The sequence below is a fragment of the Alloiococcus otitis ATCC 51267 genome, from assembly GCF_000315445.1.
Lineage (GTDB): Bacteria > Bacillota > Bacilli > Lactobacillales > Carnobacteriaceae_A > Alloiococcus > Alloiococcus otitis.
On the sequence record NZ_JH992960.1, the window covers coordinates 40,171 to 66,546 of the forward strand.

General features: G+C 45.5%; 28 protein-coding genes and 3 tRNA genes. 19 read left to right on the forward strand and 12 right to left on the reverse strand.

Annotation, left to right across the window (positions count from 1 at the left end; translation table 11 throughout):
• Nucleotides 1-314: 314 nt before the first annotated feature.
• Together HMPREF9698_RS06170 and HMPREF9698_RS06175 are read right to left on the reverse strand one after the other, a co-directional pair.
• Entirely contained in the window at nucleotides 315-1,607 is a 1,293-nt protein-coding gene (locus tag HMPREF9698_RS06170; protein ID WP_003778398.1) for a hydroxymethylglutaryl-CoA reductase, degradative, read from the reverse strand.
• A 14-nt stretch (nucleotides 1,608-1,621) separates the two neighbouring features.
• Nucleotides 1,622-2,491 (reverse strand): VOC family protein, encoded by an 870-nt coding sequence (locus HMPREF9698_RS06175; RefSeq protein WP_003778400.1) that lies wholly within the window; start codon nucleotides 2,489-2,491, stop codon nucleotides 1,622-1,624.
• A gap of 258 nt (nucleotides 2,492-2,749) precedes the next feature.
• On the opposite strand from HMPREF9698_RS06175, the gene HMPREF9698_RS06180 reads away from it, so the two are divergent.
• Genes HMPREF9698_RS06180 through HMPREF9698_RS06190 form a run of 3 tightly spaced genes read left to right on the forward strand, consistent with a single transcriptional unit; the run spans nucleotide 2,750 to nucleotide 5,476 of the window.
• Complete coding sequence (locus HMPREF9698_RS06180) at nucleotides 2,750-3,349, forward strand: MptD family putative ECF transporter S component (RefSeq protein WP_003778402.1); 600 nt, start codon at nucleotides 2,750-2,752, stop codon at nucleotides 3,347-3,349.
• Nucleotides 3,339-4,037 carry an energy-coupling factor transporter transmembrane component T gene (locus tag HMPREF9698_RS06185; RefSeq protein ID WP_003778404.1) on the forward strand — a complete coding sequence of 233 codons (699 nt, stop codon included), beginning with the start codon at nucleotides 3,339-3,341 and terminating at the stop codon, nucleotides 4,035-4,037. The genes HMPREF9698_RS06180 and HMPREF9698_RS06185 overlap by 11 nt, the downstream gene beginning before the upstream one ends.
• Nucleotides 4,034-5,476 carry an ABC transporter ATP-binding protein gene (locus tag HMPREF9698_RS06190; RefSeq protein ID WP_003778406.1) on the forward strand — a complete coding sequence of 481 codons (1,443 nt, stop codon included), beginning with the start codon at nucleotides 4,034-4,036 and terminating at the stop codon, nucleotides 5,474-5,476. Before HMPREF9698_RS06185 ends, HMPREF9698_RS06190 begins: the two co-directional genes overlap by 4 nt.
• 45 nt (nucleotides 5,477-5,521) lie before the next feature.
• Here the strand turns inward: HMPREF9698_RS06190 and HMPREF9698_RS06195 are convergent, their stop codons facing one another.
• Nucleotides 5,522-6,433 (reverse strand): M48 family metalloprotease, encoded by a 912-nt coding sequence (locus HMPREF9698_RS06195; protein ID WP_003778407.1) that lies wholly within the window; start codon nucleotides 6,431-6,433, stop codon nucleotides 5,522-5,524.
• Nucleotides 6,434-6,445: 12 nt separating this feature from the next.
• A complete protein-coding gene (locus tag HMPREF9698_RS06200; protein ID WP_003778409.1) occupies nucleotides 6,446-7,003 on the reverse strand; it encodes a LemA family protein in 558 nt (185 codons plus the stop codon).
• A 187-nt stretch (nucleotides 7,004-7,190) separates the two neighbouring features.
• Between HMPREF9698_RS06200 and HMPREF9698_RS06205 the strand changes: the two genes are divergently transcribed.
• The 6 genes from HMPREF9698_RS06205 to HMPREF9698_RS06230 all read left to right on the forward strand — a co-directional run bounded on the left by HMPREF9698_RS06205 (nucleotide 7,191) and on the right by HMPREF9698_RS06230 (nucleotide 11,474).
• A complete protein-coding gene (locus tag HMPREF9698_RS06205; RefSeq protein ID WP_003778411.1) occupies nucleotides 7,191-8,159 on the forward strand; it encodes a hypothetical protein in 969 nt (322 codons plus the stop codon).
• Between the two features lie 48 nt (nucleotides 8,160-8,207).
• Complete coding sequence (gene sppA / locus HMPREF9698_RS06210) at nucleotides 8,208-9,218, forward strand: signal peptide peptidase SppA (RefSeq protein WP_003778413.1); 1,011 nt, start codon at nucleotides 8,208-8,210, stop codon at nucleotides 9,216-9,218.
• Nucleotides 9,208-9,723, forward strand: coding sequence for an RDD family protein (locus tag HMPREF9698_RS06215; protein ID WP_003778415.1), 516 nt, complete (start codon nucleotides 9,208-9,210; stop codon nucleotides 9,721-9,723). Before sppA ends, HMPREF9698_RS06215 begins: the two co-directional genes overlap by 11 nt.
• Before the next feature lie 151 nt (nucleotides 9,724-9,874).
• Entirely contained in the window at nucleotides 9,875-10,672 is a 798-nt protein-coding gene (locus HMPREF9698_RS06220) for an alpha/beta hydrolase (protein ID WP_051011804.1), read from the forward strand.
• A 20-nt stretch (nucleotides 10,673-10,692) separates the two neighbouring features.
• Nucleotides 10,693-10,968: a GNAT family N-acetyltransferase gene (locus HMPREF9698_RS06225; RefSeq protein ID WP_003778419.1), complete on the forward strand. Its 276-nt coding sequence runs from the start codon at nucleotides 10,693-10,695 to the stop codon at nucleotides 10,966-10,968.
• Nucleotides 10,969-11,180: 212 nt separating this feature from the next.
• Nucleotides 11,181-11,474: a hypothetical protein gene (locus HMPREF9698_RS06230; RefSeq protein ID WP_003778421.1), complete on the forward strand. Its 294-nt coding sequence runs from the start codon at nucleotides 11,181-11,183 to the stop codon at nucleotides 11,472-11,474.
• A 62-nt stretch (nucleotides 11,475-11,536) separates the two neighbouring features.
• Here the strand turns inward: HMPREF9698_RS06230 and HMPREF9698_RS06235 are convergent.
• From HMPREF9698_RS06235 to HMPREF9698_RS06245, 3 genes are all read right to left on the reverse strand, one after another.
• Nucleotides 11,537-11,608 (reverse strand) — tRNA-Gln (locus tag HMPREF9698_RS06235).
• Nucleotides 11,609-11,616: 8 nt separating this feature from the next.
• Nucleotides 11,617-11,697: transfer RNA gene (locus HMPREF9698_RS06240), tRNA-Tyr, on the reverse strand.
• Between the two features lie 7 nt (nucleotides 11,698-11,704).
• A tRNA-Glu gene (locus HMPREF9698_RS06245) sits at nucleotides 11,705-11,776 on the reverse strand.
• A 264-nt stretch (nucleotides 11,777-12,040) separates the two neighbouring features.
• On the opposite strand from HMPREF9698_RS06245, the gene cdaA reads away from it, so the two are divergent.
• From cdaA to HMPREF9698_RS08510, 4 genes are all read left to right on the forward strand, one after another.
• Nucleotides 12,041-12,883 (forward strand): diadenylate cyclase CdaA, encoded by an 843-nt coding sequence (cdaA, locus tag HMPREF9698_RS06250; protein WP_003778423.1) that lies wholly within the window; start codon nucleotides 12,041-12,043, stop codon nucleotides 12,881-12,883.
• Nucleotides 12,880-13,875 carry a CdaR family protein gene (locus HMPREF9698_RS06255; protein ID WP_003778424.1) on the forward strand — a complete coding sequence of 332 codons (996 nt, stop codon included), beginning with the start codon at nucleotides 12,880-12,882 and terminating at the stop codon, nucleotides 13,873-13,875. The genes cdaA and HMPREF9698_RS06255 overlap by 4 nt, the downstream gene beginning before the upstream one ends.
• Nucleotides 13,875-15,227 carry a phosphoglucosamine mutase gene (gene glmM, locus HMPREF9698_RS06260; RefSeq protein ID WP_003778426.1) on the forward strand — a complete coding sequence of 451 codons (1,353 nt, stop codon included), beginning with the start codon at nucleotides 13,875-13,877 and terminating at the stop codon, nucleotides 15,225-15,227. Before HMPREF9698_RS06255 ends, glmM begins: the two co-directional genes overlap by 1 nt.
• A 93-nt stretch (nucleotides 15,228-15,320) precedes the next feature.
• Nucleotides 15,321-16,055, forward strand: a complete 735-nt coding sequence (locus HMPREF9698_RS08510; protein ID WP_003778429.1) for a DUF975 family protein — start codon at nucleotides 15,321-15,323, stop codon at nucleotides 16,053-16,055.
• Between the two features lie 81 nt (nucleotides 16,056-16,136).
• Here HMPREF9698_RS08510 and HMPREF9698_RS06270 read toward each other — a convergent pair whose 3' ends face one another.
• The gene (locus HMPREF9698_RS06270) at nucleotides 16,137-16,832 is read right to left on the reverse strand and encodes a zinc metallopeptidase (protein ID WP_003778432.1); all 696 of its coding nucleotides are present in this window, start codon (nucleotides 16,830-16,832) and stop codon (nucleotides 16,137-16,139) included.
• A gap of 188 nt (nucleotides 16,833-17,020) precedes the next feature.
• Here HMPREF9698_RS06270 and HMPREF9698_RS06275 point away from each other — a divergent pair, with 188 nt between their 5' ends.
• From HMPREF9698_RS06275 to tsaD, 5 genes are read left to right on the forward strand one after another with little or no spacing between them, the layout of a single operon-like run.
• On the forward strand, nucleotides 17,021-18,511 hold the full coding sequence (locus HMPREF9698_RS06275; RefSeq protein WP_003778434.1) for a UDP-glucose--hexose-1-phosphate uridylyltransferase: 1,491 nt from the start codon (nucleotides 17,021-17,023) through the stop codon (nucleotides 18,509-18,511).
• Between the two features lie 38 nt (nucleotides 18,512-18,549).
• Nucleotides 18,550-19,281, forward strand: coding sequence for a tRNA (adenosine(37)-N6)-threonylcarbamoyltransferase complex dimerization subunit type 1 TsaB (gene tsaB / locus HMPREF9698_RS06280; RefSeq protein WP_040292736.1), 732 nt, complete (start codon nucleotides 18,550-18,552; stop codon nucleotides 19,279-19,281).
• Entirely contained in the window at nucleotides 19,265-19,837 is a 573-nt protein-coding gene (gene rimI, locus HMPREF9698_RS08515; protein WP_003778438.1) for a ribosomal protein S18-alanine N-acetyltransferase, read from the forward strand. The genes tsaB and rimI (HMPREF9698_RS08515) overlap by 17 nt, the downstream gene beginning before the upstream one ends.
• 14 nt (nucleotides 19,838-19,851) lie before the next feature.
• Nucleotides 19,852-20,397 carry a ribosomal protein S18-alanine N-acetyltransferase gene (gene rimI, locus HMPREF9698_RS06290; protein ID WP_003778440.1) on the forward strand — a complete coding sequence of 182 codons (546 nt, stop codon included), beginning with the start codon at nucleotides 19,852-19,854 and terminating at the stop codon, nucleotides 20,395-20,397.
• Nucleotides 20,372-21,379 carry a tRNA (adenosine(37)-N6)-threonylcarbamoyltransferase complex transferase subunit TsaD gene (gene tsaD / locus HMPREF9698_RS06295; RefSeq protein ID WP_374189081.1) on the forward strand — a complete coding sequence of 336 codons (1,008 nt, stop codon included), beginning with the start codon at nucleotides 20,372-20,374 and terminating at the stop codon, nucleotides 21,377-21,379. Before rimI (HMPREF9698_RS06290) ends, tsaD begins: the two co-directional genes overlap by 26 nt.
• A 410-nt stretch (nucleotides 21,380-21,789) precedes the next feature.
• On the opposite strand, the gene HMPREF9698_RS06300 is transcribed toward tsaD, so the two are convergent.
• Entirely contained in the window at nucleotides 21,790-22,371 is a 582-nt protein-coding gene (locus HMPREF9698_RS06300; protein ID WP_003778444.1) for a xanthine phosphoribosyltransferase, read from the reverse strand.
• A gap of 104 nt (nucleotides 22,372-22,475) precedes the next feature.
• Nucleotides 22,476-24,428, reverse strand: coding sequence for an ABC-F family ATP-binding cassette domain-containing protein (locus HMPREF9698_RS06305; RefSeq protein WP_003778446.1), 1,953 nt, complete (start codon nucleotides 24,426-24,428; stop codon nucleotides 22,476-22,478).
• Nucleotides 24,429-24,625: 197 nt separating this feature from the next.
• Here HMPREF9698_RS06305 and HMPREF9698_RS06310 point away from each other — a divergent pair, with 197 nt between their 5' ends.
• The gene (locus tag HMPREF9698_RS06310; RefSeq protein ID WP_003778449.1) at nucleotides 24,626-25,291 is read left to right on the forward strand and encodes a redox-sensing transcriptional repressor Rex; all 666 of its coding nucleotides are present in this window, start codon (nucleotides 24,626-24,628) and stop codon (nucleotides 25,289-25,291) included.
• A 45-nt stretch (nucleotides 25,292-25,336) separates the two neighbouring features.
• Here the strand turns inward: HMPREF9698_RS06310 and HMPREF9698_RS06315 are convergent, their stop codons facing one another.
• Together HMPREF9698_RS06315 and HMPREF9698_RS06320 are read right to left on the reverse strand one after the other, a co-directional pair.
• Nucleotides 25,337-25,534 carry a DUF4305 domain-containing protein gene (locus HMPREF9698_RS06315; RefSeq protein ID WP_003778450.1) on the reverse strand — a complete coding sequence of 66 codons (198 nt, stop codon included), beginning with the start codon at nucleotides 25,532-25,534 and terminating at the stop codon, nucleotides 25,337-25,339.
• A gap of 12 nt (nucleotides 25,535-25,546) precedes the next feature.
• Nucleotides 25,547-26,209, reverse strand: a complete 663-nt coding sequence (locus tag HMPREF9698_RS06320) for a CPBP family intramembrane glutamic endopeptidase (RefSeq protein WP_003778453.1) — start codon at nucleotides 26,207-26,209, stop codon at nucleotides 25,547-25,549.
• Nucleotides 26,210-26,376 lie beyond the last annotated feature (167 nt).

Below are 26,376 nucleotides of genomic sequence, written 5' to 3' on the forward strand. Positions count from 1 at the left end.
TTTTAGTTTAGTTCTATAATTAAATTGTGATTGTAGAATTTTTGCGCCGAAGTTCTACAATTGGACTGTGATTATAGAATATCTATTCCGAAGTTCTACAATTGGTCTGCGATTATAGAATTTCTGTTCAGAAGTTCTACAATTGGACTGCGATTATAGAATTTCTGTTCAGAAGTTCTACAATTGGACTGCGATTATAGAATTCCCAGTCCATAATTCTACAATTATAAATTTACAACTTTACACATGCATTAACAGAGGCACCAGACCCAGGTCAGACGACCTGGGTCTGGTGCTTTTGCTAGCTAGAAAATTTAGTCTTCTTCCATGCTCTTGAGCAGGGCCCGGGCAGTTGCTAAATTCATTTGGTCTTGGTCAATTAAGCGGTCGGCCAGCTTTTGGATCTTGTCGCCCCGGGCCCCAGCGCTCATGGCCAAAGACCTTGCCTGGAGGGACATGTGTCCTTCTTGGATGCCGGTTGTGACCAAGGCACGGAGGGCCGATAGGTTCTGGGCTAGCCCCACTGTTGCAATCAGCCGGGCTAATTCCCTAGCAGTGGGCTGTCCTAGGATTTGCTGACTGACTTGGGCTCCTGGGTGGGAGGCAATCGCTCCACCAACTGTGGCAATTGGCAAGGGCAGGGTAATGGTCCCATTTAACTGCCCGTCTTGGGTCTTTTCCCACTTGGACAAGGGGCGGTAGTGGCCAGTTATACTGGCGTAAGCATGGGCTCCTGCTTCAATTGCCCGCCAATCATTGCCACTAGCTAGGACCAGGCCGTCCACTCCGTTCATAATCCCCTTGTTGTGGGTGGCTGCTCGGTAGGGATCCAAGCAGGCATACTGGTAGGCCTGGATGATTTGGTCCCGGACTGCCTCTCCAGTCATGTCACCCTTGGCTAAAAATTTGGGCTCTACTTGGCAGGAAAGGCTGACAAGGGACTCAGTGGCCAGGTTAGATAAGATGGATATCAAGACCTGGCCGCTGGTTAGGCGGTCAATTTCAGGAGCCAGGGCTTCCAGCATGGTGTTGATAATGTTAGCCCCCATGGCTTCCTGGCAGTCAACAGTCAAGTAGACTGCCAGATAGCTTCCCATATCCTGGCCCAGGTCTGAGTCAAACTGTTTGACTTGAATGCCTCGGGCCCCACCCCCTCTTTTACCAATAGAGGGATAGCTAGCATTGGCTAGGTCGATTAAGTCTTGCTGGTGGCTCAGGATTTTTCCCCGGTCCTGGCTAGGTTTTGTGCTTCCGGCTATGACCACTTGACCGATCATCAGCCGGTTTTCCTTGACTGTATGGAAACCACCGCTTTGGGCTACCATCTTGGCACCGTTGCTGGCAGCGGCAATGACAGAGGGCTCTTCAATAGCCATGGGAACCAGGTAGTTCTTGCCATCGAGTAGAAAGTGGAGAGCCAGCCCCATAGGGAGGGTATAGGTGCCGATGTAGTTTTCAATCATATGGTCGCCAGCTTCATGGGTCAAACCCAGTTCCCCTGACTGGAGTTTACCCGCCTGGTCAGGGTCAAGGTATTCGGCCTTTTCCAGAGCTTTGAGGCGCTGGCTGAGGCTTTGCTTGTAAAATTGCTTGAATAAGGGTGACATAGACTCCTCCTTGCTTAGTTTAGCCTAGACCCACATTCAATGAGGATGACCAGGCCGTCCGGGTCGGTGACTTTGAAGCTGGTTGAACTGACTTGGTTTACTTCCCTTAAACCAGTTAGCCGGTCCAGTAATTGGTCAAAGGACTCTTTTTCGTCTATGACTAGGCTAAAGGAGCTTAAGCCGGGTTGGCCTGGTTCAAGTGGCTGGCATTTTTCAGTAGTGAAGGCATTGAGGGCTAGCTGGTGGTGGTAAAAGCCAGCAGCGAAAAACAGGACACCATCGCCATCGTATTTCAGGTCAAAACCAAGTTGGTCTTGGTAGAAGTGCCGTGACTGGTCTAAATCAGAAACCATCAAATGGATATGGCCGAGCCGGGTTCCCTCCGGCAAGCCGTCGTAAGCTTCAACATCCTTCTCATCCAAAACCCCATTAACATCCAAGTCCTTGGTTTGGCTGGGGATGGACCCATCTTCTAAAACAGGCCACAGGTCAGGGTCCTTGTCCCGGCTCAGTTCAATGGTATTGCCTTCTGGATCTTCTAGGTAGATGGATTCGCTGAAGCCTTGGTCAGAAGCCCCTTGAATGTCCATATTTTTCTGGGTAATCATGGTAAAGAGGATGTTGGCCAAGTCCCTTCTGCTGGGGAGGAGGATGGCAAAGTGGTAGAGACCAGGATGAGCCTGACTAGTTTTTTCTTTCTTACTTGCCCGAAGTTCTAGCATGGGTCGGTTTTCCTTGGCTAGGCCTAAGACAGCATGGGACCGTGAAGTATCTAGAACATCCAAGCCAATCTTAGTCTGGTAAAAAATCAGCATGGTCCACAAATTTTGGACATTTAAGACCAATTTACCCAAGTGGACCTGGGGGGTCAACTTAAACGACATCAATAATCAAACCTTTATAATAGATTAAGTTCATTATCTAATACCCTCCTGGTAAATGCAATCCTTCTTCTGACTTTAGCTTGGCCAGCTTGTTGAAAAGCTTTGAAAATTCTAGCTTAGAACAAAAATAAGTCCAGTCAATAAGCTTGAACCGACTAGGCAGTTTAGGTAAGATATTACAGTGAATACTAGGAAAAAGCTCATTTTGGGCTTTTTTTCTAGTGACAAGTTCATATGTTAGAGGAGATGAAAGGATCCATGAAGTTCCAACTCAAGACCCAGGATATTATTTTGACCTTGGCCTACACTGCCATCTACTTTTTGATCATTGCGGTGTCGGCTATGCTAACGGTCTTTTTAATTCCAGGTTATTCTTTTATTTTTATTCCCATTTTAATTGCCCTTTTGGCCGGTAGTGTTTACTACCTTTTGGCTTTAAAAGTTCCTAAATTTGGTGGCATTACCCTGATGGCCAGTGTTATTGGAGTCTTTTACTTAATTAGTGGCCGCTACCCCCTAGCAATTTTACTTAGCATTTTATTTGGTTTGTTGGCAGACTGGATTGCCCAGAAAGGAAATTATCGCGATTCCAAGCTTCTCTTTATTTCTTACCTAGTCTTTACTTTTTCAAATATTGGTCCAGTCCTTCCCATCTTCGTCTTCCAATCTTCCTATACCGACCATATCGAAGGGACTGGCCAGAGTGTCAGCCAGGTTCAAAGGGTCTTTTCTTCGATTAACTTTACTAGTGCCCTTATTGTCTTGCTTGCTTTGGTCATCGCGGGTATTATTGGGGCCTGGATCGGGCGAACCTTAATTAACAAACACTTTGTCCAGGATGAAGCCAGTGGTAAGTAAGCAACCGGCCATAGATTTAAGGACCAAGTTAATTTTCCTTTTGGCTACCCCACAACTGATCCTCTTTAACATCCCCTTTTGGATCGAAATAATCCTGGTCCTACTCTATCTTTCTCTCTTCCTGTTCTCAAGGGACTACAAATGGATCATTTTCTTCTTAGTGGTTTATAGCCTGCAAGTCTTGGTCTTTAACCTGCTTGGCCAAGTCAGCTTCCACCCTTTTCTCTTGTTTATCCTCTCTTTCTTGTCTATTGGTTTAAGGCAAATGATTTTAAGTATTATTGCCGGGGCTTTTTTACTGAAAACGACCGCTATCAGTGAATGGACAGCCACCCTGACCAAGCTGAAAGCACCCAAGGGCCTTAAGATTGGGCTAGCAGTCTTGACCCGGTTTATCATCACTGTCATCCATGACTTTAACCGGATCCGGCAAGCCCTTTTGGTGCGGGGGATTGATTTTTCCCCCAAGCGGGTCCTAACCCACCCAGTCAATGCTTTTGAATACCTTATTATTCCTTTATTAATGAATACTTCTTTTACTGCCCGTGACTTGACCATTGCTGCCTTGACTAAGGGCTTGGATAGTAAGGCGCAACAGACCAGCTACCGGACCTATACCTTGTCTGGTATTGACTATAGCTACTGGCTTGCCCTGGCCGTGGTAACGATTGGAGGGATACTAGCATGACCTATTTAAGGATAGAAGCTGGCCGTTTTTCCTACCAGGGGTCAAAAGAGACTCAAATTGAGATAGAGGACCTGAGTCTCAACCAAGGGGAGACCTTGGTGGTTTGTGGCAATTCGGGGTCAGGCAAGTCAACCTTGACCAACCTATTAAACGGGATCAGCCCTGAATATATTGAAGGTCAGGTCCAAGGTAAATTTGAACTGGCCCACCTGCAAGCTGGCAAGAATGGCTTAGATGATTATGTAGGGATTGTGGGCAGTGTTTTTCAAAACCCGAGAACTCAGCACTTTACCCTCAATACCACTGATGAAGTTGTCCTTCCTTGTGAAAATATTGGACTGGACCAGGCCAGTATCCAAAAGCGTCTAGACTGGGTGGTTGACTTAATGGGGATTGACAACTTGCTGGACCGGCCCATCTTTGACTTGTCAGGAGGGGAGAAGCAGTTAATTGCCCTGGCTTCGACCTTGATCTTACACCCCCAAGTCCTAATTTTAGATGAGGTTTCCAGTAACTTAGACCAGGCCGCCATTGACCGAATCAAGGGGATTGTGGGGACCTTGCAGTGCCAAGGGATGACTTTGCTTATCATAGACCACCGACTAGAGTGGACTAGGGGCCTAGCAGACTATTACCTGAAATTAGCCGGTGGAAGAGTCGAAAAAGTCTGGGACCACGAAGCTTTCCAAGCATTGTCTGAAGATGATTTGGCCCAACTCGGCTTGCGGACCAATAAGCCAATCTTAGGGTCTGACCTCCACTTTTCCAAAGATCCTGTATTTAAACCAGTATTGGATTTAAACCAGCTAGCAGTTGGCTATGACTTTCCCTTGTTAGAAGGGATCAACTTGGCTTTTTCTTATGGGGAAGTGACGGCTGTGATCGGCCCCATTGGAATAGGCAAGTCGACTCTGGCTGATGTGATGGTGGGCCTTCGCCAACCCTTAAAAGGCCAGATTAAATGGGAGCAGGTTAGCCAAGACCGGAAAAGTTTACTGGCGAAGAGTTTTATTGTTATGCAGGATGTCAACTACCAGCTCTTCCACCACACCGTTTGGCATGAGTTGGTGGTCGGGACCAAGTGGGAAGAGGCAGATCCGCAAGATGAGCACAACTTACCTAACCGGCTCTTAGACCGTCTGGACATCAAGGACTTGAAGAACCGCCACCCTATGACCTTATCAGGTGGGGAAAAGCAGCGGGTCCTCATTGCTTCGGCCATTGTCTCAGGCAAGGAAATCTTGATCTTTGATGAACCCACCAGTGGCTTTGACTATGAACACATGGTCCGCTTTGGCCAAATCTTACAAAACTTAAAAGAAGAGCAGATAGTCATGCTCGTCTTTACCCATGATTATGAACTGGCCAAGCACTGGTGTGACCGGGTAGTGGACATTGAAGACTACCGCACTAGCAAAAACCTAAAACTTAACTATTAAAAGAAAGAGCCAGCAGAAGGATAGTTCCCTCTGCTGGCTCTTTAGTTAAAGTCTTTTTAAGGCCTTGATCCGGTTTTGGGTGGAAGGGTGGGTGCTCCAAATGGAATCGCCGGTTTTTTTGAAGGGGTTGTAAAAGTACATGGCACTCATAGAAGAGTCGGCCACTTCACTGGGATCCATCTGGGAGATTTTCATCAGGGCACTGGCTAGGGCATCAGGGTTTCGGGTCATTTCAGCTGCACTGGCATCTGCCAGGTATTCCCGGTTACGCGAGACCCACATTTGGATGAGACGGCTGAATAAGTGGCCAAAGATCAAGATCAAAAAACCCAGTAAAAAGCCGATGAAAACGACTAAAATACCCGAGTCATTATCCCGGTCCCTTGACCGGGCTGGTCGCATCATGCCAAATTGGCCTGACCGGAAGAGAAAATGGCCCACTAGGATGAGAAAGCTCCCCAAGGCAAAGGTGGTTACTTTGAGTCTGGAGTCGTAGTTTTGGATATGGGAAATTTCATGGGCGATTACCCCCTCAATTTCCGCCCGGTTTAGCCGGCTCAAAAGTCCAGTAGTGACTGCAACACTGGCATTTTCCGGTTTCATACCGATGGCAAAGGCGTTGGGCTGCTTGTCTTTTACGACATACACCTTAGGCTGGGGCAAGTTTTGCATCATGGCTAACTGGCTAACAATATTGTAGACTTGCTGTTCTTTGATGGAATCATACTTGCCCTGGTGGATTTGCTTGGCCTTGGTCATCTGCAGCATGGAAGAAGGGGCAGAATTTACGGCCAAGGCGATATACAAGCCTCCCACAATCAAGCCAATAACCATTCCGGTTAGGAAGTTGCCAGCAAAAATATAGCCGGCCAGGGCCATAATGAGCATGATCACTAGGATGAAAAAGCCCACAATCAAGAAGGTTTTTCGTTTGTTTGAACGAATTTGCTCGTACATTTAGCCACCTACTTAAAAAGATACATTAGGAACTTCGCGTTTAGAATCTGGAATTTCCAGGTAGGTCATCTCAGTGAAGTTGAAGAGGCCGGCAATAATATTGTGGGGAACTGATTGGATCTTGTTGTTGTAGTTCATCACGGACCGGTTGTAAGCCTGACGAGAGCCAGAGATACGGTTTTCTGTATTGGTTAATTCCTCTTGTAGGGAAAGAAAGTTTTGGTTGGCCTTCAAGTCAGGGTAACTTTCTGAAACGGCCAGCAATCGGCTCAAGGCATTGGACAAGTCATCTGAAGCAGCAAGTTTTTCCTTATTAGTAGCTCCTTGGGGTAGGTTGATTAAGTGCTGTCTAGCCTTGGTCACTTCTTCTAGAACTTCCTTCTCGTGGCTAGCATAGCCCTTAACGGTGTTGACTAGGTTGGGAACTAGGTCATTCCGTCTTTCCAGTTCCACGTCAATCTGGGAGAAAAATTGCCCCGCTGCATTCCGTAAGCGGACCAAACTGTTATACATGCTAAATAAAATTGCCAAAATGACAATTAAGATAATAAGACCAATAATCCATTCCATAACTTTACCTCCTAAGGTCCTTTAAAAACTGAGACTATCTAATGGGCAGTCTAGTTTTTATGGACCGATAAACTATTGTTTGTTGATTCTAACTAATTTTATCATAAATCAGCAATATTTAATAGCCGTTTGAAAGGGCTGTGGTACAATAACAGTAAGTAGAATTTATGAAGATTGAGTGGTTAAAATGAAAGAAAATGTAAAGAAGGCTTGGGTCATTTCCCTTGCCATGCTGGCTTTGGTCTTGATGACCTGGTTAGTTGACCGGACCCAAGCCGAAGAAGAGGAGGAGTCCATTGACCAAGTTTATTTAAATCAATATTTAAAAACGGACGAGACCATCCCCACCCTTGATGAACTGGTTGAAGACTTGGGACAGGATCCGAGTGTGGAAGCAGTAGAGGCTGAGTTCGGTGGCAAAACAGCTGCCTTATTTGACCAAGATCTCTTACCTTTTGAAGCAGCCTTACCAAAGCTTGACCAGGGTGAAGACTTGCAAGCCATTGAACGCTATTATTATGACCAAGTCGTCACCGGTATCTCTCCCGTCAGGCCAAGCTATACGATAGAAGAAGGTTTCCAGCTTGCCCACCATAAGCCCCATGTTTCTTTAGAGAATGAGGCCTTGTTTGTAGACCAAACTGGCTTTAAGCGGGTCAGCGACTGGCTTAAGGCTGGCTATTTCCAAGTTTACCCTAAAGGTCAAGGCATTCTTGTTGTGGAAGGCCTCGTTCAGGTGACCGAAGACAAGAACTTGGCTGATGTGATTAACTTGGTCAATTCCTTACAGGTCGACTTAGCGGGCCAAGAAGTCAAGAGCTTTCCTAGTTTACTGGAAGAGGAAGACTTGCAAGTTGAGGACTGGAGCAATTTAGACCAGGCCGACAACTTCCGCTACCAAGAAGCGGGTTTGTCTAGCCAGGACTATCTTCAAGCCCAAGAGGAATTTACTTTTTTAGAGCCAGACTTGTATGGCTACTTGGATTCTCCTACTTCCAAGCAAGACCTAAAAGTAATGGACAATACCATCTTAACCTTTAAAGGCTTTTTGGCTGATGTAGACATGGACAGCTTGGAAGAAAGTCACTTGTCGATGAACAAGGCGTCATGGGGCCTGGAGGAAACTGAGGAGAGGACCATAGAGGTTAACGGTTAGGGTTTGCCCCCGACCGTTTGAATGAAAAATGTAATGGAGGATGAGTAAATGACTAAGAAGAAATGGATTGTAGTGGCCATCGCCGCCATATTGCTAGTGGTTTCTGGTATGTCCCGCCTAGGCCTTCAAGATGATGGTGCTGGCGAGGGCTTTTTGGACCAATATAACCCCGCCCACTACTTATTTGCTAGCTCGGAAGCTTATATTGAGGTTTTGGAGCCGGGTGACTCCGACTCGGGCATCTTAGTCCTGCCTGTTCACGGAGTGATAGGAGTTGATGGGGAAGGCTACAACCACGAATTGCTGTTAACAGCCATCGAATCAGCCAAGACCGACCCCAGTGTCCAAGCAATTTTACTGGACATCGATAGCCCGGGTGGGTCTGTCTACCACACCCATGAACTCTATACAGCCTTGATGGAGGTTAAAGAGGAAAGAGACCTGCCTGTCTATGCCTCTATGGGGTCTGTGGCAGCCAGTGGGGGCTATTATTTAGCCATGGCAGCCGACCAGGTTTTCGCTAGTCCCGAAAGCCTGACGGGGTCCATCGGGGTCATTATGTCCCAGCTGGACCTGAGTGAACTAATGGATGAATTTGGGGTGAAAGAGAAGGTTATCAAGTCAGGGGAAATGAAAGATATTATGTCGCCTAGCCGGGAGATGACCCAAGCGGAAGAAGACCTGCTACAAAGTTATGTTGATGAGTCCTTTGATGCCTTTGTAGCGGTTGTGGACCAAGGACGGGATAATTTAAATGAGGAGGAAATCCGCGACTTAGCGGACGGTCGGATTTTCAGTGGACGTCAGGCTCAAAGGGAAGGCTTGATCGATGAACTTGGCTTCTTTAAGGATGCCCTAGCCCAGCTGAGACAAGACCAAGGCCTGGAAGAAGCGGAGGTCTACTCTTTTGTCCAAGATGATCCTTTTGACCTGTTCGGGAATTTTCCCTTCTTTAAAAATGACGACCTAGACCTCGTGTCCCAACTAGAAGAACTCGACCAGGCTCAAGGTCTTTCCCTCGACTACCTCTGGAAGGGAGGGCTGTCTAATGGCCAGTAAGTTAAGCCTAGACAGGGTCAGCCAGGCTATCAAAGACTTTCGTTTGCCCAAGCTGTTTTTAGCTGGTTTTTGGATCCGGTTTTTAGCCTTTCTTTTCGATGTCTTAGTTATCAAGGCAATCCAAGCCATCCTTTTGAACCTAACCCTCTACCGGCTTTTTAGTCCGGCCATCCAGGACAGTTTTTGGGTAAGCCTGGTGGAACTCGTGATTTTTGTCCTTTATTTTTTCCTAACCACTTTGTTTTTTAAGGGTCAAACCCCCGGCAAAATCCTCTTTGACCTTCGAGTAATCTCTTTGTCATCAGAAGAAAATGACTTCAAAGTTTACTTATTCCGGGAATTCTTTGGCAAGGTCTTGTTTTACTACTTTCCTTACATTGCAGTTCTTTTAGTTTTTTCAGAGAAGAACCAGCACCTGATTGACTTCTTAGTGGATACGACGGTCATTAGGGAGTCCCGGCTGGAAGAAGTGAACCAGTATTTGTCTCAAGGTGGAAATGACTAGGCAGGCGAAGAATCGACACCTGTAACCGACTAAGTTTGCTAGGTCAAGCTTCTACTCCATCTGGGTTCTTTCAATTGTTTTGACCCGAATATTGGTTTTATAATGGAAAGTAGAGTTTGACTCGTTGACAAGACGAAAGATAAATGGATAGATGAAAGGTGATCATGTGGCTATTTTTACAGGTACGCTCTTTTCGGAATATTTAGATAAAAAGGTGAAATTTCGGGCTATTGTCCCAACACCGGGTCCAAGCAAGGAAGCTGATGTGGAGACCAAGGCTCCTTTAAAGACCCTTTACCTTTTGCACGGTTGGAATGGAAACTATGAAGACTGGACTTACTATTCTGACATCTTGATGCTTGCAGAACAAAATAGCCTAGCGGTCATTATGCCGGACGGGGAGAACAGTTTTTACTCCGACCATATTACTGGGGCCCAGTACGGGAAGTTTTACCAAAAAGAGTTGGTCGAAAAGACCCGCTTCCTCTTTCCCTTGTCAGACAAGAGGGAAGATACCTTTGTTGCCGGTCTTTCCATGGGTGGTTATGGGGCCTTGCGGATCGGTTTAACTTGTCCTGAGACCTTTGGCAAAATTGGGGCCCTGTCGAGTCCCATCTTCTATGAGGGCCTATACAGCCAGGTGGAAACTGAAGAGATTGGCGGCTTGATTGTAGACACCTTACTCAGTTTGTTCAAGAAAAACCCGAATGGCGACTTCCACCCCGACAATGACATCTATAAGCTAGTGGAAAAGGCTAATCCAATGCCAGACTTGTATTTGGCTTGTGGCCAGTCGGATGAATTAATCAAACTCAATGAAGACTTCCACCAATGGTTGACTGCTCGGGGGATTGCCCACCACTATGTAACCGGGCCAGGAGAGCACTTGTGGCCCTACTGGAATGAACAATTACCCTTACTTTTGGATTGGCTTTTAGATAAAAACTAAACATTCAAAGGAGGATTATAATGGATTTTAAAGAAGAACAAGGACAAATTGTAACGGAAGTAGACGGCAAGGTCGTTGGCTCTATTAAGTTCCGTGACCAAGGCGACCAGGTTTTAGAAGCTTATTCCACCTTTGTCGATGATTCACAGCGGGGCCAAGGTCTAGCCCGTCAGCTAGTCGACCAATTAGTAGCAAAAGCAGAAAAAGAAGGCAAAAAAATTAAACCATCTTGTTCCTATGTTGAAAGTCTCTTTCAGAAAGAAAAAGAGACATACGGCCATATTGAAGCAAAATAAGGAATCATTTTCTTGCCTTAGGCCACCAGGTATCTGACTTTATACCTGGTGGCCTTTGCTTTACCTTTGAAAGCTTCCCCCCTATAACTCATGTCAATATGACCATCTGTTCATTATAATATCATTTATTTTAAGTTATGCTTTCTTTTATATGAAAATGTTGATATAATTATAATGAATTTATTATAGTTTTAGGAATGGAGGAGGAAAGGGTGTTTCAAAGGATGAAGAAAAAACAGTTTACCCCTCTTGATCTGATTATCTTACACCTGGCCATTAGCCTGGTATATATCTTTTTTGCCTGGCTATTTACGAAAGTCAGTCTCATGTGGCCCATCTTTGTCCTGGCTTTGGCTAGTCAAAGCTTGGGTAGTTTGGTAGCTTATTACTTTATGAATCAAAAAAGTTATGATGCTGTTGCTTTTGATCGCTTTTTAGCAATCCTTGTAGTCTCTAGCCTGATTGCCCTCGTCGTTGGGGTCGGCTTTTCTTTTTTATTGTTCTAGCAGGGTAGTTTCATATAAGCAAAAAGGACCTCTCCTCAAATGGGAGAGGTCCTTTTTCAGGACTGGGCTACTAGGATTCGAACCTAGGAATGACGGTACCAAAAACCGTTGCCTTACCGCTTGGCTATAGCCCAATAATAAGTGGAGGGAGAAGGATTTGAACCTACGAACCCGAAGGAACGGATTTACAGTCCGCTGCGTTTGGCCACTTCGCTATCCCTCCATGAAAGTGACCCCTACGGGATTCGAACCCGTGATACCGCCGTGAAAGGGCGATGTCTTAACCACTTGACCAAGGGGCCTTATTTTTTCTGAACACAAGTAGCATTGTATAATCTTATTTACAAAAAGTCAACAAGAAATTTATCTTTCCTATAAAAGGACTCCTCGATCAAGCTAGCCCTTATCTTAGCTAGACTTTAACTAAGAGGGTTACTCAATTGCTTTACTTGTCTAGGATAGGCCTTATCCGCAAATTTGTCAAATACAAGCTTAATATTTATCCTAGCTTCAATTAGTGATATAATCAGGTCATATGTTAAATCTAGCTGTAATGGAGGTGCTATATGCCAATCGATATATCCTTGGACTCGATTCTATCTTGGTCGACCCTCTCTAGTATTGTCGACATCATCATTGTTTCTTTTGTTGTCTACCAGTTGATTAAAATTATTCGGGGAACCCGGATTAATGAATTGCTCAACGGTATTTTAATCATTTTAGTAGTTAAAGTGGTGTCTTCCGTCTTAAACTTGGAAACAACTGAATATATTATTGATTTTATTATTCAATGGTCAGCTTTAGCCTTGATTATCATCTTCCAGCCTGAACTCAGAAGGGGCTTGGAGCACCTGGGCCGGGGGTCAGTCTTTGCTAAAAAAAGACGGTCCAATCCAAGTGAAAAAATGATTGATGCCCTTGCTTCTGCCATCTCCTATATGAGTAAGAGACGGATCGGTGCCTTAATTTCCATTGAAGGGGAAACAGCCCTTGATGAATATATTGATACCGGAACAGATGTTAACGGTGATATCTCAAGGGAATTATTAATTAACATCTTTATTCCCAACACCCCTCTCCACGATGGGGCCGTGATTATCAAGGATTTTAAGATAGCTTCAGCAGCTAGTTACCTACCCTTGTCTGAGAGTCCAGCCATCCCTAAAAAATTTGGGACCCGGCACCGGGCAGCTATTGGTTTGTCCGAGCAATCAGATGCCATCACCTTGATTGTTTCTGAAGAGACGGGTGAGATTAGTATTTCACATAATGGTAACATTTTAAATGGTATCAGCAGTGAGGAAATGGTGGATTACTTAAACAAACATTTGGTGAATGAAGAAGATAACCAAGAAGGCTTCTTTAACAACTTACTTGACAGGGTCAAAAAAGGAGTGTCCGGTGAATGAAATTTTCCTTTGATAATCCCTTAGTGATGAAGATTTTATCCGTTATTGTTGCCATTGGAATGTTCCTCTTTGTATCGAGTGAAAACAACCAAATGGACCCCGATGCTCCTGCGTCTACCCATTCCGTAACGGAGGTCCTCACTAATATGACGGTGACCACGGATGTCGATAATGAAGAATACTATGTTTCCGGGGTGCCAGAGTCAGTTTCTATTCGCTTAGACGGCCCTCAACCAATTATCGCCCAAACTGTTATTACCCAAAATTTTACCATTAAAACCCCTAACTTAAACCGGCTAGGACCCGGGGAACACTTGGTTGAGTTAGAAGTAGAGGGTCTGTCTTCTGAAATTAATTATAATATCAGCCCTAGTGAAGCCAGAATCCAAATTCAAGAGCGAGAAACCAAAGATTTTGATGTATCTGTCGATTTTCAGGAAGAAGACTTTATAGCAGAAGGTTATGAAGTGACCAATATTGACCAATCACATGATTATGTCACCATTTCTGGTGCCAAAAATACGATTGACGAAATTGATGAAGTCAAGGCCTTGGTCCAACCAGAATCAGGCGATATTACCAGCGATGTGACCCTACCAGGTAATGTGGTTGTTTTAAATAAGGCTGGCGAACCCCTCAATGTCAGTATTGAACCGTCTCAAATCGAAGTTTCGATCCAGGTAGACAGCCAGGAGGTTGAACTGCCGATTGAATTAGTGGAGACCGGTCAAATGTCCAGTGACTATGAATATGAGCTGGAACTTGCTGAGGACCAGGCTGATACCATAACCGTTAAAGGTGATTATGATAAGGTCAGTGAACTTGATGAATTCCAAGTACCCGTTGACCTATCTGGTGTAACCAAGTCAACCAACAGACAAGTGCCAATTATTTTACCCGACGGCATCTATGAAGCTGACTTGGACCAGGTTACTGTCCAGGTGACCGTAACGGACCTGAATGAAGAAGAAAATGGAGGAGATGAAGGATAATGGGGAAATATTTTGGAACAGATGGTGTAAGAGGCATAGCCAACCAGGAATTGACGCCAGAGTTAGCTTTTAAGTTAGGACGGTTCGGAGCTATTGTCTTGTCCCGCCATGTTGAAGAAGGCCAGCCACAAGTTTTAGTCGGAAGGGATACCAGAATCAGTTGCCGTATGCTAGAATATGCTCTCGTTTCTGGCCTTTTGTCAGCTGGAGCAGAAGTTTTGCGACTAGGAGTGATCACTACGCCTGGTGTGTCATTTTTGACCCGGTCCCAGAATGCTGCAGCTGGTATTATGATCTCGGCTTCCCACAACCCAGTCGAAGACAATGGGATCAAGTTTTTTGGTCCGGACGGCTTTAAATTATCCGACCAACAAGAAGCGGAAATCGAAAGCTTGTTGGATAGCGGAGAAGACGACTTTCCTCGGCCTGCTGCCCAAGGTTTAGGGACTTCTGAAGAGTTTAATGAAGGCAGTCTAAAATATACCCAATTCCTATCCCAAACCATTTCCGGCGACTTGTCTGGCTTAAAAATTGTCTTGGATGGGGCCAATGGGGCTGCTAGTCCCTTGATTAACCGACTCTTTGCTGATTTAGACACGGAATTTGACGTCATTGGGGCTTCACCCGACGGCTTGAATATTAACGATGGCTATGGCTCTACCCACCCAGAAAACCTGGCCCAAGAGGTTGTTGAAAAGGAAGCCCAAGTAGGATTAGCCTTTGATGGCGATGGCGACCGGCTCATTGCGGTGGATGAAAAAGGGAATATTGTCGACGGCGATAAAATTCTCTTTATCTGTGGTCGTTACCTAGCTGACCAAGGCCGGCTGAAGCAAAATACTATTGTGACCACTGTTATGAGTAACCTGGGCTTTTACAAGGCTGCAGAGAAATATGATATCGATTCAGTCCAAACTAAGGTAGGGGACCGCTTTGTAGTTGAAGAAATGAGAGACAAGGGCTACAACCTTGGAGGTGAACAGTCCGGCCATATTATCTTCTTAGACCACCATACAACTGGAGATGGTCTCTTGACGGCTATCCAGCTTCTTGATGTGATGAAACAAACTGGCAAAAAATTATCAGATTTGGCTAGTGATGTGGAAAATTACCCCCAAAAATTAGTCAATGTTTCAGTGACCAACAAGGAAGAAGCCCTAAACAACCAGAAAATTCAAGATGTGATTGCTGAAGTTGAAGCAGAATTAGCCAGTGAAGGCCGAGTTTTAGTCCGACCAAGTGGGACTGAACCCTTGATCCGGGTTATGGTAGAAGGCCCGAGTGATGAAGCGGTGGACCACTATTGCCAGAAAATCGTGGCTGTCGTGAAAGAAGAAGTCGGCTTAGCCTAATAGTGCTAGCTTTTAAGGTCCTAGCTAGAAGAGAGAGTGACCTACCTAGGTTAATTCCCCATCAAGGCCGGCTGGGTTTAGGAGGAAAGACTCATGTTTAAGACGAAAGATTTGCTGTTCACGAGCTCTGACATCAAAAGGGAGGCCAAGGCCCAGTTGAGTGGACGCTGGCCTTCAGTTATAATTATGTTTTTTCTTCCTATGTTTGTCATGCCAGTCCTAACCCTTTGGCTACGGATCTTACTTGAAGAGCCTTTTGCCTACCCCATTTGGGGGACTTACTGGACCTGGTTGCTTGACTTGGTCTTTATCTTCTTAAACCTGTTAAATTACCACCTCCAATACGGACCAGCTCTTAGCTTGGTTCGGGTGATTCGCCGGCCACAAGATAGGATTGAACCTTTGTCTGACTTATTCTATTTATTCCGGGAGGGCAGGTTTGGCCCCTACCTTATTCTGGGAATAGTAAAGAGTATCTTTATCTTCTTGTGGTCCCTCTTGTTTATTATCCCGGGTATCATTAAACAACTGGCCTATTCCCAAGCTGAATATATCAAAAATGACTACCGGGCTCGAGGCTGGCACCTGACCACGACCGAAACTATTACCCTTAGCCGGCAGATGATGGATGGCCACAAGATGGATTTGTTTGTCCTTTATCTTAGTTTTATCGGTTGGTTTATTTTGGTCGTCTTAACCTTTGGACTTCTGTCATTTTATGTCATTCCCTACCTGCAAATGTCATTAGCAGTTTTTTACCAAAATATATCTAAAGATTTTTTTGCTGAAGTAGACGAAAAAATAAAGCAAGAAGAATTAGACTTTTAAACTTAGATGAAGCCATGAAAAAGGTCACTAAAGACTCGGAAGGAATCTTTAGTGACCTTTTTCATGTTAAGCGAAAGGGTACTAGCGACGACGGTTTTGGGTGAGTAAGAAGACCCGGAGTATATTTAAGAAGGTGGTAATGGTTGCAGCAACATAGGTCAAAGCTGCTGCCCGGAGAACTTTTCGAGCTTGGCTGAGTTCTTCTTCATTGAGAAGAGCGGACCCTTCTAGCACCTTCATAGCCCGTCTAGAAGCATTAAATTCAACGGGTAGGGTGACCAATTGGAAGAAGAGAGCCAGGGAGAAGAGCATAATGCCTAGCATGATTAAGAAATTCCCACTTTCTTGGCCGATCAAGAGACCAAAAAGGATAACCGGCCAAGCCAAGGTCGACCCAAAGTTGGTTACAGGCACGAGGAGGTGGCGTAAGCGAAGGGGGAAGTAGCCTTCCTTGTCTTGGATGGCGTGGCCTGTTTCATGGGCTGCGACCCCAATTGCTGCAACCGAGTCTGAATTTTTGGTTGCTTCAGACAAACGGAGGGTTTTCTCATTAGCACTGTAGTGGTCGGTTAATTCCCCCCGGATGCCTTCTAAGCGAATATTGGATAGGCCCTTGGAATCTAGAATTTGCCGGCAGACTTCGGCAGCGGTTTGGCCATTGCTAGCCTTGACATCACTAAATTTGGAATAGGTCGACTGCATGTAAACGGAGGCAGCCCCAGAGATAGCGATCCCAATGATAACTAAATAAAAATAAGGGTCAAAAAATATTGGCAATCCTATCAGCGTTCCTTTCTATGGTCGTCTCTTATAATGAATTCATTATATCAAAGACTGATCAAATAAAAAGGGAGAAAGGGCTAATAAGTTTTGACGATATTATGAATTTTATGCCTGGCTGAATTATGTTAGTATAGGGGTAGTTTGATTTCGGCGAAAATTTGACAAGTTAAGGAGATAGTTTGATGACCATTTCGCAAACCATTATTGATTTTACCCACAAGTGCCTGCAGCAGGGGGACCTTTTAGAACTTGACCTGACCTATGTCCAAAACCAATTGCTGAGAATCTTTCATTTGAAAGAATTGGACCAAGTCGATCCCAGTGCCAACTTGGCCCAGCTAGACCACCTAGACCTCTTGGACCAACTCCTAGACCATGCAGTGGACTTAGACTTGATTGAAGACAATAGTTCAAACAGGGATGTCCTGGGAGCTGAGATTATGGACTTAGTGACCCCCTTGCCTTCTCAAGTCAATGCCAAGTTTTGGGACTTACACCGGCTAAGCCCCAAGCTCGCTACCGATTATTTTTACCAAACAAGCTTGCAAAACAACTACATTAAAAGCCGGGAGATCGCCCAAAATATCTACTTTAGCCACCAGACTGACTTTGGGGATTTGGAGTTGACCATTAATCTGTCCAAGCCAGAAAAGACCAGCAAGGAGATTGAAGAGGCTAAAAACAATCCCAGTGACTACCCGGTCAACCTCTTAAGTTACCAAAATGAAGGCTACCGGGGTCATGTGGGCCACCCGGGCCGGTCTAACCATCGTTTGATCCGGTTAACTTTAGATAATGGTGAGCAATGGGGCTTCCAGTACTCGCCTTATGCTTACTACAATGAACATTCTATCTTCTTATCCATGGCCCACCGCCCTATGAAAGTGGGCAAGCAAACAGTGGTCAATTTACTCAATATCTTAGAAGAATTTCCCCACTATTTTGTGGGGTCTAATGCCGGCCTTCCCATTGTAGGCGGGTCTATCTTGGCCCATGACCACTACCAGGCTGGCCGCCACCAATTTGCCTTAGACACTGCCCCTTCTATCTACGACTTTACCCTTAAGGGGGTCCAGGCCAGTATTGTAAACTGGCCCATGTCTGTGATCCGCCTCAAAGACCCGGACCGAAACAAATTAACCCAGGCGGCCCAAGTCGTCTTTCAGGAGTGGGAGAGTTACAGCAACGAAGACTTATCCATCCAAGCTTTTACAGGGGAGACCCCCCATAATGCTATTACCCCTTTGACGCGTAAAGATGGGACTGACTTTGTGGTTGACTTGGTCCTCCGCAACAACCGGACAGATAAGACTTACCCTGACGGTATTTTCCACCCCCACCCAGAGGTCCAGCATATCAAACAGGAAAACATCGGCTTAATTGAGGTCCTAGGTCTAGCCGTCCTCCCTCCACGTTTGAAAGGGGAGTTACAGGAAGTGCGGGACTACTTACTGGGTCAAACTGGTCAAGTAGCCACCATCCACCAGGCTTGGGCTGAGTCCCTAAAAGAAAAATACGGGATCCTCAGTCCAGAAGAGGTAGACGGGGTTGTACAGGCTGAAGTAGGGGAGAAATTCCTCCAAGTCTTAAAAGATGCTGGTGTCTTTAAGTTGGACCAGGCAGGACAGGCTGCCTTTAAGGCTTTCGCCGACGACCTGGCCCAGCATGAATGAAGAAGTCAAGCCAAAATAAAAAGGATGAAGGTGTCATTATGAAAGTTATGGCCGTTGATACATCAAACAAGGCCATGGCCATGGCCCTAGCTGAAGACGACAAGCTTTTGGCAGTCAAAAAAATCAATATTAAACGCAACCACAGCATCCAAGTTATGCCAAGTATCGCTAACTTGCTAGAAGAGACCGGCTGGCAGGCTAAAGACCTCGACCGGATTGCTGTAGCCAAGGGGCCAGGCTCTTATACCGGCCTCCGGATTGCTGGGACCCTAGCCAAGACCTTGGCTTGGGCCCTGGGAATTGATTTGGTGGCTTACTCAAGCTTAGAGGTTTTGGCCTTGAACTTGGCTCCGATTCGGCAGGTTTATATCTGCCCCCTCTTCGATGCTAGACGGGAAAATATCTATACTGGCCTTTACCGGTTTGACTCGGCAGGCCAGCTGGAAAATGTCATCAAAGACCAGCACCTAGCTAGTCAGGACTGGGCGGAGAGGCTTTCGGACTTGGATGAGTCAGTTTACTTTGTTGGAGAAGATGTGTTGACTTTTGCTCCCTTGTTTAAAGAAAAATTAGGGACTCATTTTATCTACCAAAGAGAAGTCAGTCAGCTCCCAAATGTTGAAGCCATGGCCTTACAGGCTCATTGCCAGCCTCTTCAAGATGTCCACCACTTTATACCGGAATACTTAAAATTGGCTGAAGCAGAAGAAAACTGGCTGAAAGATAATCCTGATGCAGACGGGAGTACTTACGTTGAAAAATTGGATTGACCAGCTCCAGTCTTGGTGGACCAATATAGTGGGTCAGGTGTCTCTAAGAGATTCAAGTCTACCCCTCATACAGGAAAGTTACACCAGCCAGGAGAGGGTCTATCAGCTAAAAGTAGGCCAAAAAGCTGACGCCAAATCCCTGGTTAACTTGCAAGAAACTGCTTATAGCCCAAGTGAGATCTGGCCTGAGTCCCTCCTGGAAAGGGAAATGTCCACCAAGTCCAACTCCCTTTACTTACTCTTACTCTACCAAGACTACCCGGTTGCCTTTATCGGGGCCTGGATTAAGGGAGACAATTGTCATGTTTCCAACTTGGTCGTTAGACCCGGCTACCAACGACAAGGCCTAGGCCAGTTTTTACTCAACCAGGTGGAGCAAGTTGCCTTAAACCAAAATTGTCACTACTACAGTTTAGAAGTTAGAGAGTCCAACCATAAAGCTCAAAAACTCTACCATAAACAGGGCTTTGAAACTGTCGGCGTCAAAAAAGAATACTACTCCAATAACCGAGAAGATGGATTGGCCATGGTCAAGCAATTAATATTAAAAGACTAGGAAGGAAGAAGACAGTGGCCGACCTGACCGAAAAGAAAGAGACTCAGCTAGGCCCAGGCCTAGCATCCAAGACTACTCCTTTCATCCGCCTTTTAAAGGCTCAGGAAGACTTGTCCCAAGAACTCCACCAAATCAGCCTATCTGCCTTTGCCCAGCAACCACCTTGGCAGGAGGCCCAGCTTACTAGTATCCTCCAGTCAGACCACGTCCTTACCCTTCTGGTTGAAGAAAAGAAGGAGGTCTTAGCCTTTATGGTCCTTGGCTTGGCTGGAGACCAGGCTGAGGTCTATCAAATAGCCGTGGCCAAGCCCCACCAGCGCCGGGGCCTGGCCAGCCTGCTTATGGAAGACTGCTTGCGTCATCTTTGGGCTAATGGGGTTTCAAAGCTTTTTTTAGAAGTCCGGGCTTCCAACCGACCAGCCCAGCTTTTCTATAAAAGACAGGGGTTTACCCTGCAAGGTTACCGTAAAAATTACTACCATAATCCTAAAGAAGATGCTTTGGTCTTAGCCTTAAACTTAAATGGAAAGAGAGATGGAAATGTTCATTCTTGCAATTGAAAGCTCCTGCGATGAAACCAGTGCGGCTATCATCCAAGATGGCCGGTCCCTGAAATCCAATATTGTGGCTTCTCAAATTAAAAGCCATGAGCGCTTTGGTGGAGTGGTACCGGAGATTGCTTCCCGCCACCATGTGGAATTTATCACCCTGATTATTGAAGAAGCTATGAAGGAGGCAGGGGTTGACTTTAGCGACCTGTCAGCTGTAGCTGTCACCCAGGGACCGGGTTTGGTTGGCGCTCTTTTGATCGGCATTAGCGCTGCAAAAGCCATAGCCTTAGCCCATGACCTCCCTCTAATTCCTGTTAACCATCTAGCCGGCCATATTTATGCTAGTAACCTGGTTGAGTCCATGACCTTCCCCCTCCTCGCCCTAGTTGTTAGTGGGGGCCATACTGAGTTGGTTTATATGGCAGAAGATGGTCAATATGAGGTAGTCGGTGAAACACGGGATGATGCAGCAGGGGAGGCCTATGACAAGGTTGGCCGGGTCCTAGACTTGCCTTACCCGGCCGGCAAGGTCATTGACCAGATGGCTGACCAAGGCCAAGACACCTTCCACTTCCCCCGGGCTATGCTCCAGGAAGATAATTATGACTTTAGTTTTTCTGGACTCAAATCGGCCTTTATCAACACAGTCCACAATGCCAAGCAAAAGGGGCAATCCTTAGATGCCAATGACCTGGCAGCCAGTTTCCAGGCAGCGGTCGTAGAAACATTGGTAGAGAAAACTATCCGGGCAGCTAAAGACTACCAAGTCAAGCAAGTGATTTTGGCAGGTGGTGTGGCAGCCAATAGTGGCCTTCGAACCCATTTAAAAAAACGACTAGAAGCTGAAATGCCGCAACTGGACCTCCTTATTCCCCCAATCTCCCTTTGCGGGGACAATGCAGCCATGATCGGAGCAGCTGGGACCATAGCTTACCGGAAAGGAGACTTTGGTCAGCTCGACCTCAATGCCAAGCCTGGCCTGATGCTGTAGATAAAAACCCCTAGTAAATTGGTTTGTTAGGAAACAAGCCAACTACTAGGGGTCTTGTGGTTAGAGTGAACCATTATCCGTTAGTGGACCATTTTAAAACATAGATTATTATTCAAAACTGGCTGCAGTTGACGAATCTTAGCGAAATTCTCAAACAAGGACTGTTATTTGAGAATTCTTTGGAGGTTTTCTCAAACAACTACCGTTATTCGAGAATGCTAATGGATTATTCTCAAATAATATATATTATTTGAGAATCCCGGCACTTTTTTCTCAAACAACAATTGTTATATGAGAATTTTAAAAGCTCGCTTGTTTAGGCTAGGTCTAAAAACTAGCAAGGTTGGATTCATTAAATACTTATCATAGCAGTAAAAAGGACCAGGTTAGACTGGTCCTTTTTATGAAACTTAATGGCCTGGGGCGAAGTGGACTTGGTTGTCTTTTAAGGAGTTAATCCGGCAGATGGAGTAGACATCAATACCTTCAGACTCAAGGTTTTGCCGGCCATCTTGGAAGGACTTTTCGACACAGATCCCAACTCCAGCTACACTAGCTCCAGCTTGCCGAACCAAGTCAACCAGCCCTAAGGAGGCTTGTCCCCGGGCTAGGAAATCGTCGATGATTAAAACCTTGTCCTCAGCTTGCAAGTATTCCTTAGATACAATGACTCGGCTGGTTTTGTCCTTGGTAAAACTGTGGACCTGTGTTTCGTAATGGGCTTGGTTTTTTAAGGTTGACGGTTCGGTTTTTTTGGCAAAGAGCATGGGGACGTCAAATTCAATGGCTGTCATAATAGCGGGAGCAATCCCGGATGCTTCTATGGTAAAAACCTTGGTGACCCCTTCATTCTTAAAGTGGTCGTAAAATTCTCTGACAATTTCTTTCATGACTTTGGGGTCAATTTGGTGGTTTAAAAAGGAATCGATCTTTAATACAGTTTCATCTAAGACAATCCCTTCTTGGATAATCCGGTCTTTTAACAAGCCCATCCCATCACTCCTCTAGTTTTTAAGACCATTATACGAATAAAAGAAGGAGAATTCAATACAATGTTCGGCTAAAGACCAATCTTTATTCAGCCTTTCACGATTTTTTAGTCATCCAAATCGAGCAAGTCTTCCTGGATTTCTTCCCATTCTTCCATTAAGCGAACCTGTTCTTGGTCTAGGTCTTGGTGGGTCTGGCTTAATTCAGCTAATTTGTCAGGGGCTTGGTAGAGATCAGGCTTTTCCAAGTCTTGGGCCAGGTCTGCTAGATCCTGGTCGATTTCTTCCAGTCTGGCTTCAATTTTTTCCGCCCGGCGATTTAATCGGCGGCTTTCTTTTTGTCTTTCTTTCAAGTCTTTGCGGTCCAGGCTGTCTTGACTTTGCTCTTGCCCTTGTTCAGGGGCTTGTTTATCTTGTTCAGCCTTAGTCTGGGCTGCTTCAATGGCTTGGAGTTCTTCTTTCTTCTGGACATAATAGTCGTAGTCGCCTAGGTATCGGTCAATACCACCTGGGTGGATTTCGATGACCTGGCTGGCCAAGCGGTTGATAAAGTAGCGATCGTGGGAGACAAAGATCAAGGTTCCCTGATAGTCGATTAAGGCATTTTCTAATACTTCCTTGGAATCGATGTCTAAGTGGTTGGTAGGTTCGTCTAAGAGGAGGAAGTTGTTTTTTTCTAATGATAATTTGGCCAGGGCGACCCGGGCTTTTTCCCCACCACTGAGGGAATGAATGGTTTTGTCGACCGCTTCGCCTGTAAAGAGGAAGCTGGCCAGTAGGGTTCGGATAACCACTTCGTCAAGGTCTGGCTGTGCGTCCCAGACCTCATCTAAAATGGACTTATTGCCAGTTAGATTGGCCTGTTCCTGGTCGTAGTAGCCTAGGTCTACCTTGGTCCCATACCGAATGTCACCCGCCAAGGCTGGATTAACACCGGCTAAGTTCTTGATAAGGGTAGACTTGCCAATGCCGTTAGGTCCGACCAAGGCGATGGCATCTCCCTTGCGGATGTCTAAGTTAATATCCTCGGCTAAGACTTGATCGCCATACCCAATGGCCAGATCCTTAGTCTGGAGGACAATGTCACCGGAAGTTCGGTCAGTTTCAAAGGAGAAGTAGGCAGACTGGTCATCCTTTTTGGGTTTTTGGACTGTTTCCATCTTTTCTAACTGCTTACGTCTAGCCTGGGCCCGCTTGGTGGTGGAGGCTCGGACAATATTTTTTTGGATAAAGTCTTCCATTTCCGATATTTTTTTCTGCTGCTTGTCATATTCCTTGGCCTGCTGCTTGATCTGAGCCGATTTTAAGTCTAAATAATTGGAATAGTTACCAGGGAAATGGGTGACCTGGCCCAAAGCCACTTCGTAGGTCTCATTGATCACCCGGTCTAAAAAGTACCGGTCGTGGGAGACGATTAAAAGAGCCCCCCGGTAGTTCTTGAGATAGCCTTCCAACCAGGCTAAGGTTTCTATATCCAGGTGGTTGGTGGGCTCGTCTAAAATAAGCAAGTCCTTGTTTTCCAAAAGGAGCTTAGCCAGGGCTAACCGGGTCTTTTGACCTCCAGAAAGGTGATTAATCGGGGTGTCGTAGTCTGTTTCGTAAAATTGGAAGCCATGTAAGACTGTCCGGATTTCACTTTCATAACCGTAGCCATTTTGCTTTAAAAATCTGGTTTGCATCTTATCATACTGGGCCATCAGGTCTTGGTAGTCTGAGCTAGTCTCTTGAACTTGGCTGATTTTTTCTTCTAATTGGTGGAGGTCTGTTTCCAGGTCAATCAACCAAGAGAAGACAGACTCCATTTCTTCTAGGATAGTCCGGTCAGAGTCTAGGCCAGTATGCTGGTCTAAATAGCCAATGGACAAGTCCTTTTGCCAAGAAACTTGGCCAGCGTCAGGATCTTCATGGCCAGCCAGGATGTGGAGGAGGGTAGACTTGCCCGCCCCATTCCTGCCGACTAGGCCAATCCGAGCCCCATCTTGGACCTGTAAGTTGACCTGGTCAAAGAGGGTTTCACCTGCAAAATCCCTAGCCACTTTTTGTGCTTGGAGTAGTATCATATACATTCTTCCTTTAAAAATAGTCACCTTAGTTTAACATAAATCTTTGCCTCTTCTGAATGACATACTGGTGCTTGTGACTTATATCTTTTTATTATAAGAAAAAATATGTTCACTAAAAACTTTCATTAATAGGTTGAACTTGTTATACTATTCATTGATTGTGAATTGATTAATTTTGCAAAGGGGACCATATTATGGTAAAACAAAGACAGATTCCAAAGGCGACAGCAAGGCGGTTGCCACTTTACTACCGTTACTTTACCTATCTTTATGAAACAGGCATTAAGCGGATTTCTTCAGCCCAATTGAGCGAGTCTATGAAGGTTGATAGTGCAACTATTCGAAGAGACTTCTCTTACTTTGGGGCCTTGGGTAAGCGGGGTTACGGCTACGATGTTGAAAACTTGATGAACTTCTTTAAAGAACAATTGAGTCAAGAGGAGTTAACCAATATTGCCTTGGTTGGAGTGGGGAACCTGGGCCAGGCCTTGCTTAACTATAACTTCCGGAAAGACAATAGCATGCGGATATCAGCCGGCTTTGATGTCAATCCTGGCTTGATCGATACCATCTTAGAAGGCGTCCCAATCTATGATGTCAAGGATCTGGTGGCCCAAGTCTCTGACCAAAAAATCAATGTGGCCATCCTAGCTGTCCCCAGCGATCATGCCCAAGACATGACTGATAAGTTAGTGGAAGCTGGAGTGAAAGGCATCCTCAACTTTACCCCTCTAAGGGTAACAGTCCCACCTGGAGTCCGAGTCCATAATGTTGACTTGGCCAACGAACTACAGGCCTTGATCTACTTTATCAGCCATTATACCGACACTGACCAAGAAGCCAGCATGGATGAAGAATAAAAAACCGACTAATTACTTCTCTTGTGGGGTAATTAGTCGGTCTTTTTACTTACCGCCCTTGCGTATATTCCAATAGACCATAAAGTGTCTGGTGGCTTGGACAAAGTCGTAGCTGGCTATCAAAGCAGTTAGGAGGGTAAGAAGGGAGAAGCCAGATTCTTTAAGGGACTGGACCAAAAGAAAGAAGAAAAGGAGGAAGAAAAGAAAGTTAAGACCGGCATTCATCAATAGGGTTTGCTTCATTTTTAGCCCTCCTTAGACCAGCAAGTTCAAGATGGTAGCTAAAATGTTCAGCCCCATATGGGCGATGATGGGACCCCAAATGTTTTGGGTTTTGTAGTAGACATAGCTAAAGATAAGGCCCATGACAGAATAAGTTAAAATCATCCCGTCAAAGTGGATAAAGGCGAAGACCAAGGAAGAGATGACGGCAGCCCCAATCCAGCCAATCTTGTCTACTAAGAGGCCGTTAATCGCCTTTCTAAAGACCAATTCCTCCAAGATGGGGGCGGAGATGATGGGAAGGAGGACGAAGAGGGGGTTGGCCAGGATGGTTGCCATAATGGATGTGGTATTGGCCGAGACGGTGGGTTGGCCAAAGAGGGTGATCTCTAGCATGGTTAGGGCCACTTGAGACAGGTAGGCTAAAGCTGTTCCGGTTAGGCCCCAAGTGAGGATTTCCTTGCCTTTTGTTTGCCCTCTTTCAAAGGGATAAACCAGGTTGAAATGATAATTAATCCAAAGGGCAAAGAAGGCCCCTGCCAGGTTGATGACCACATTGGCATTGATAAAGTAGCTGGGTGGTTGGCTTTGGAAAAGGAAGACGGCTACAATCGATAAGACTTGGACGGCAATAAAGGTCAGCATAATGCTGACAGCCGGGCCAATCTGGGAAGGCTTTTGTTTTTTAGGACGCAAAGTTAGACCTACTTTCTTTATAAGAGCTATCATTTCTATTCTTCATTATAACTTATCATAAAAGCTAGACCATGTCATAAGTTGGAGAAAATTCATAAAATCTTCAAGTCAATCACTTGAAAGCTAGGCGGAAATTTTTTATACTATAAATGAACTTAGCACTCGGG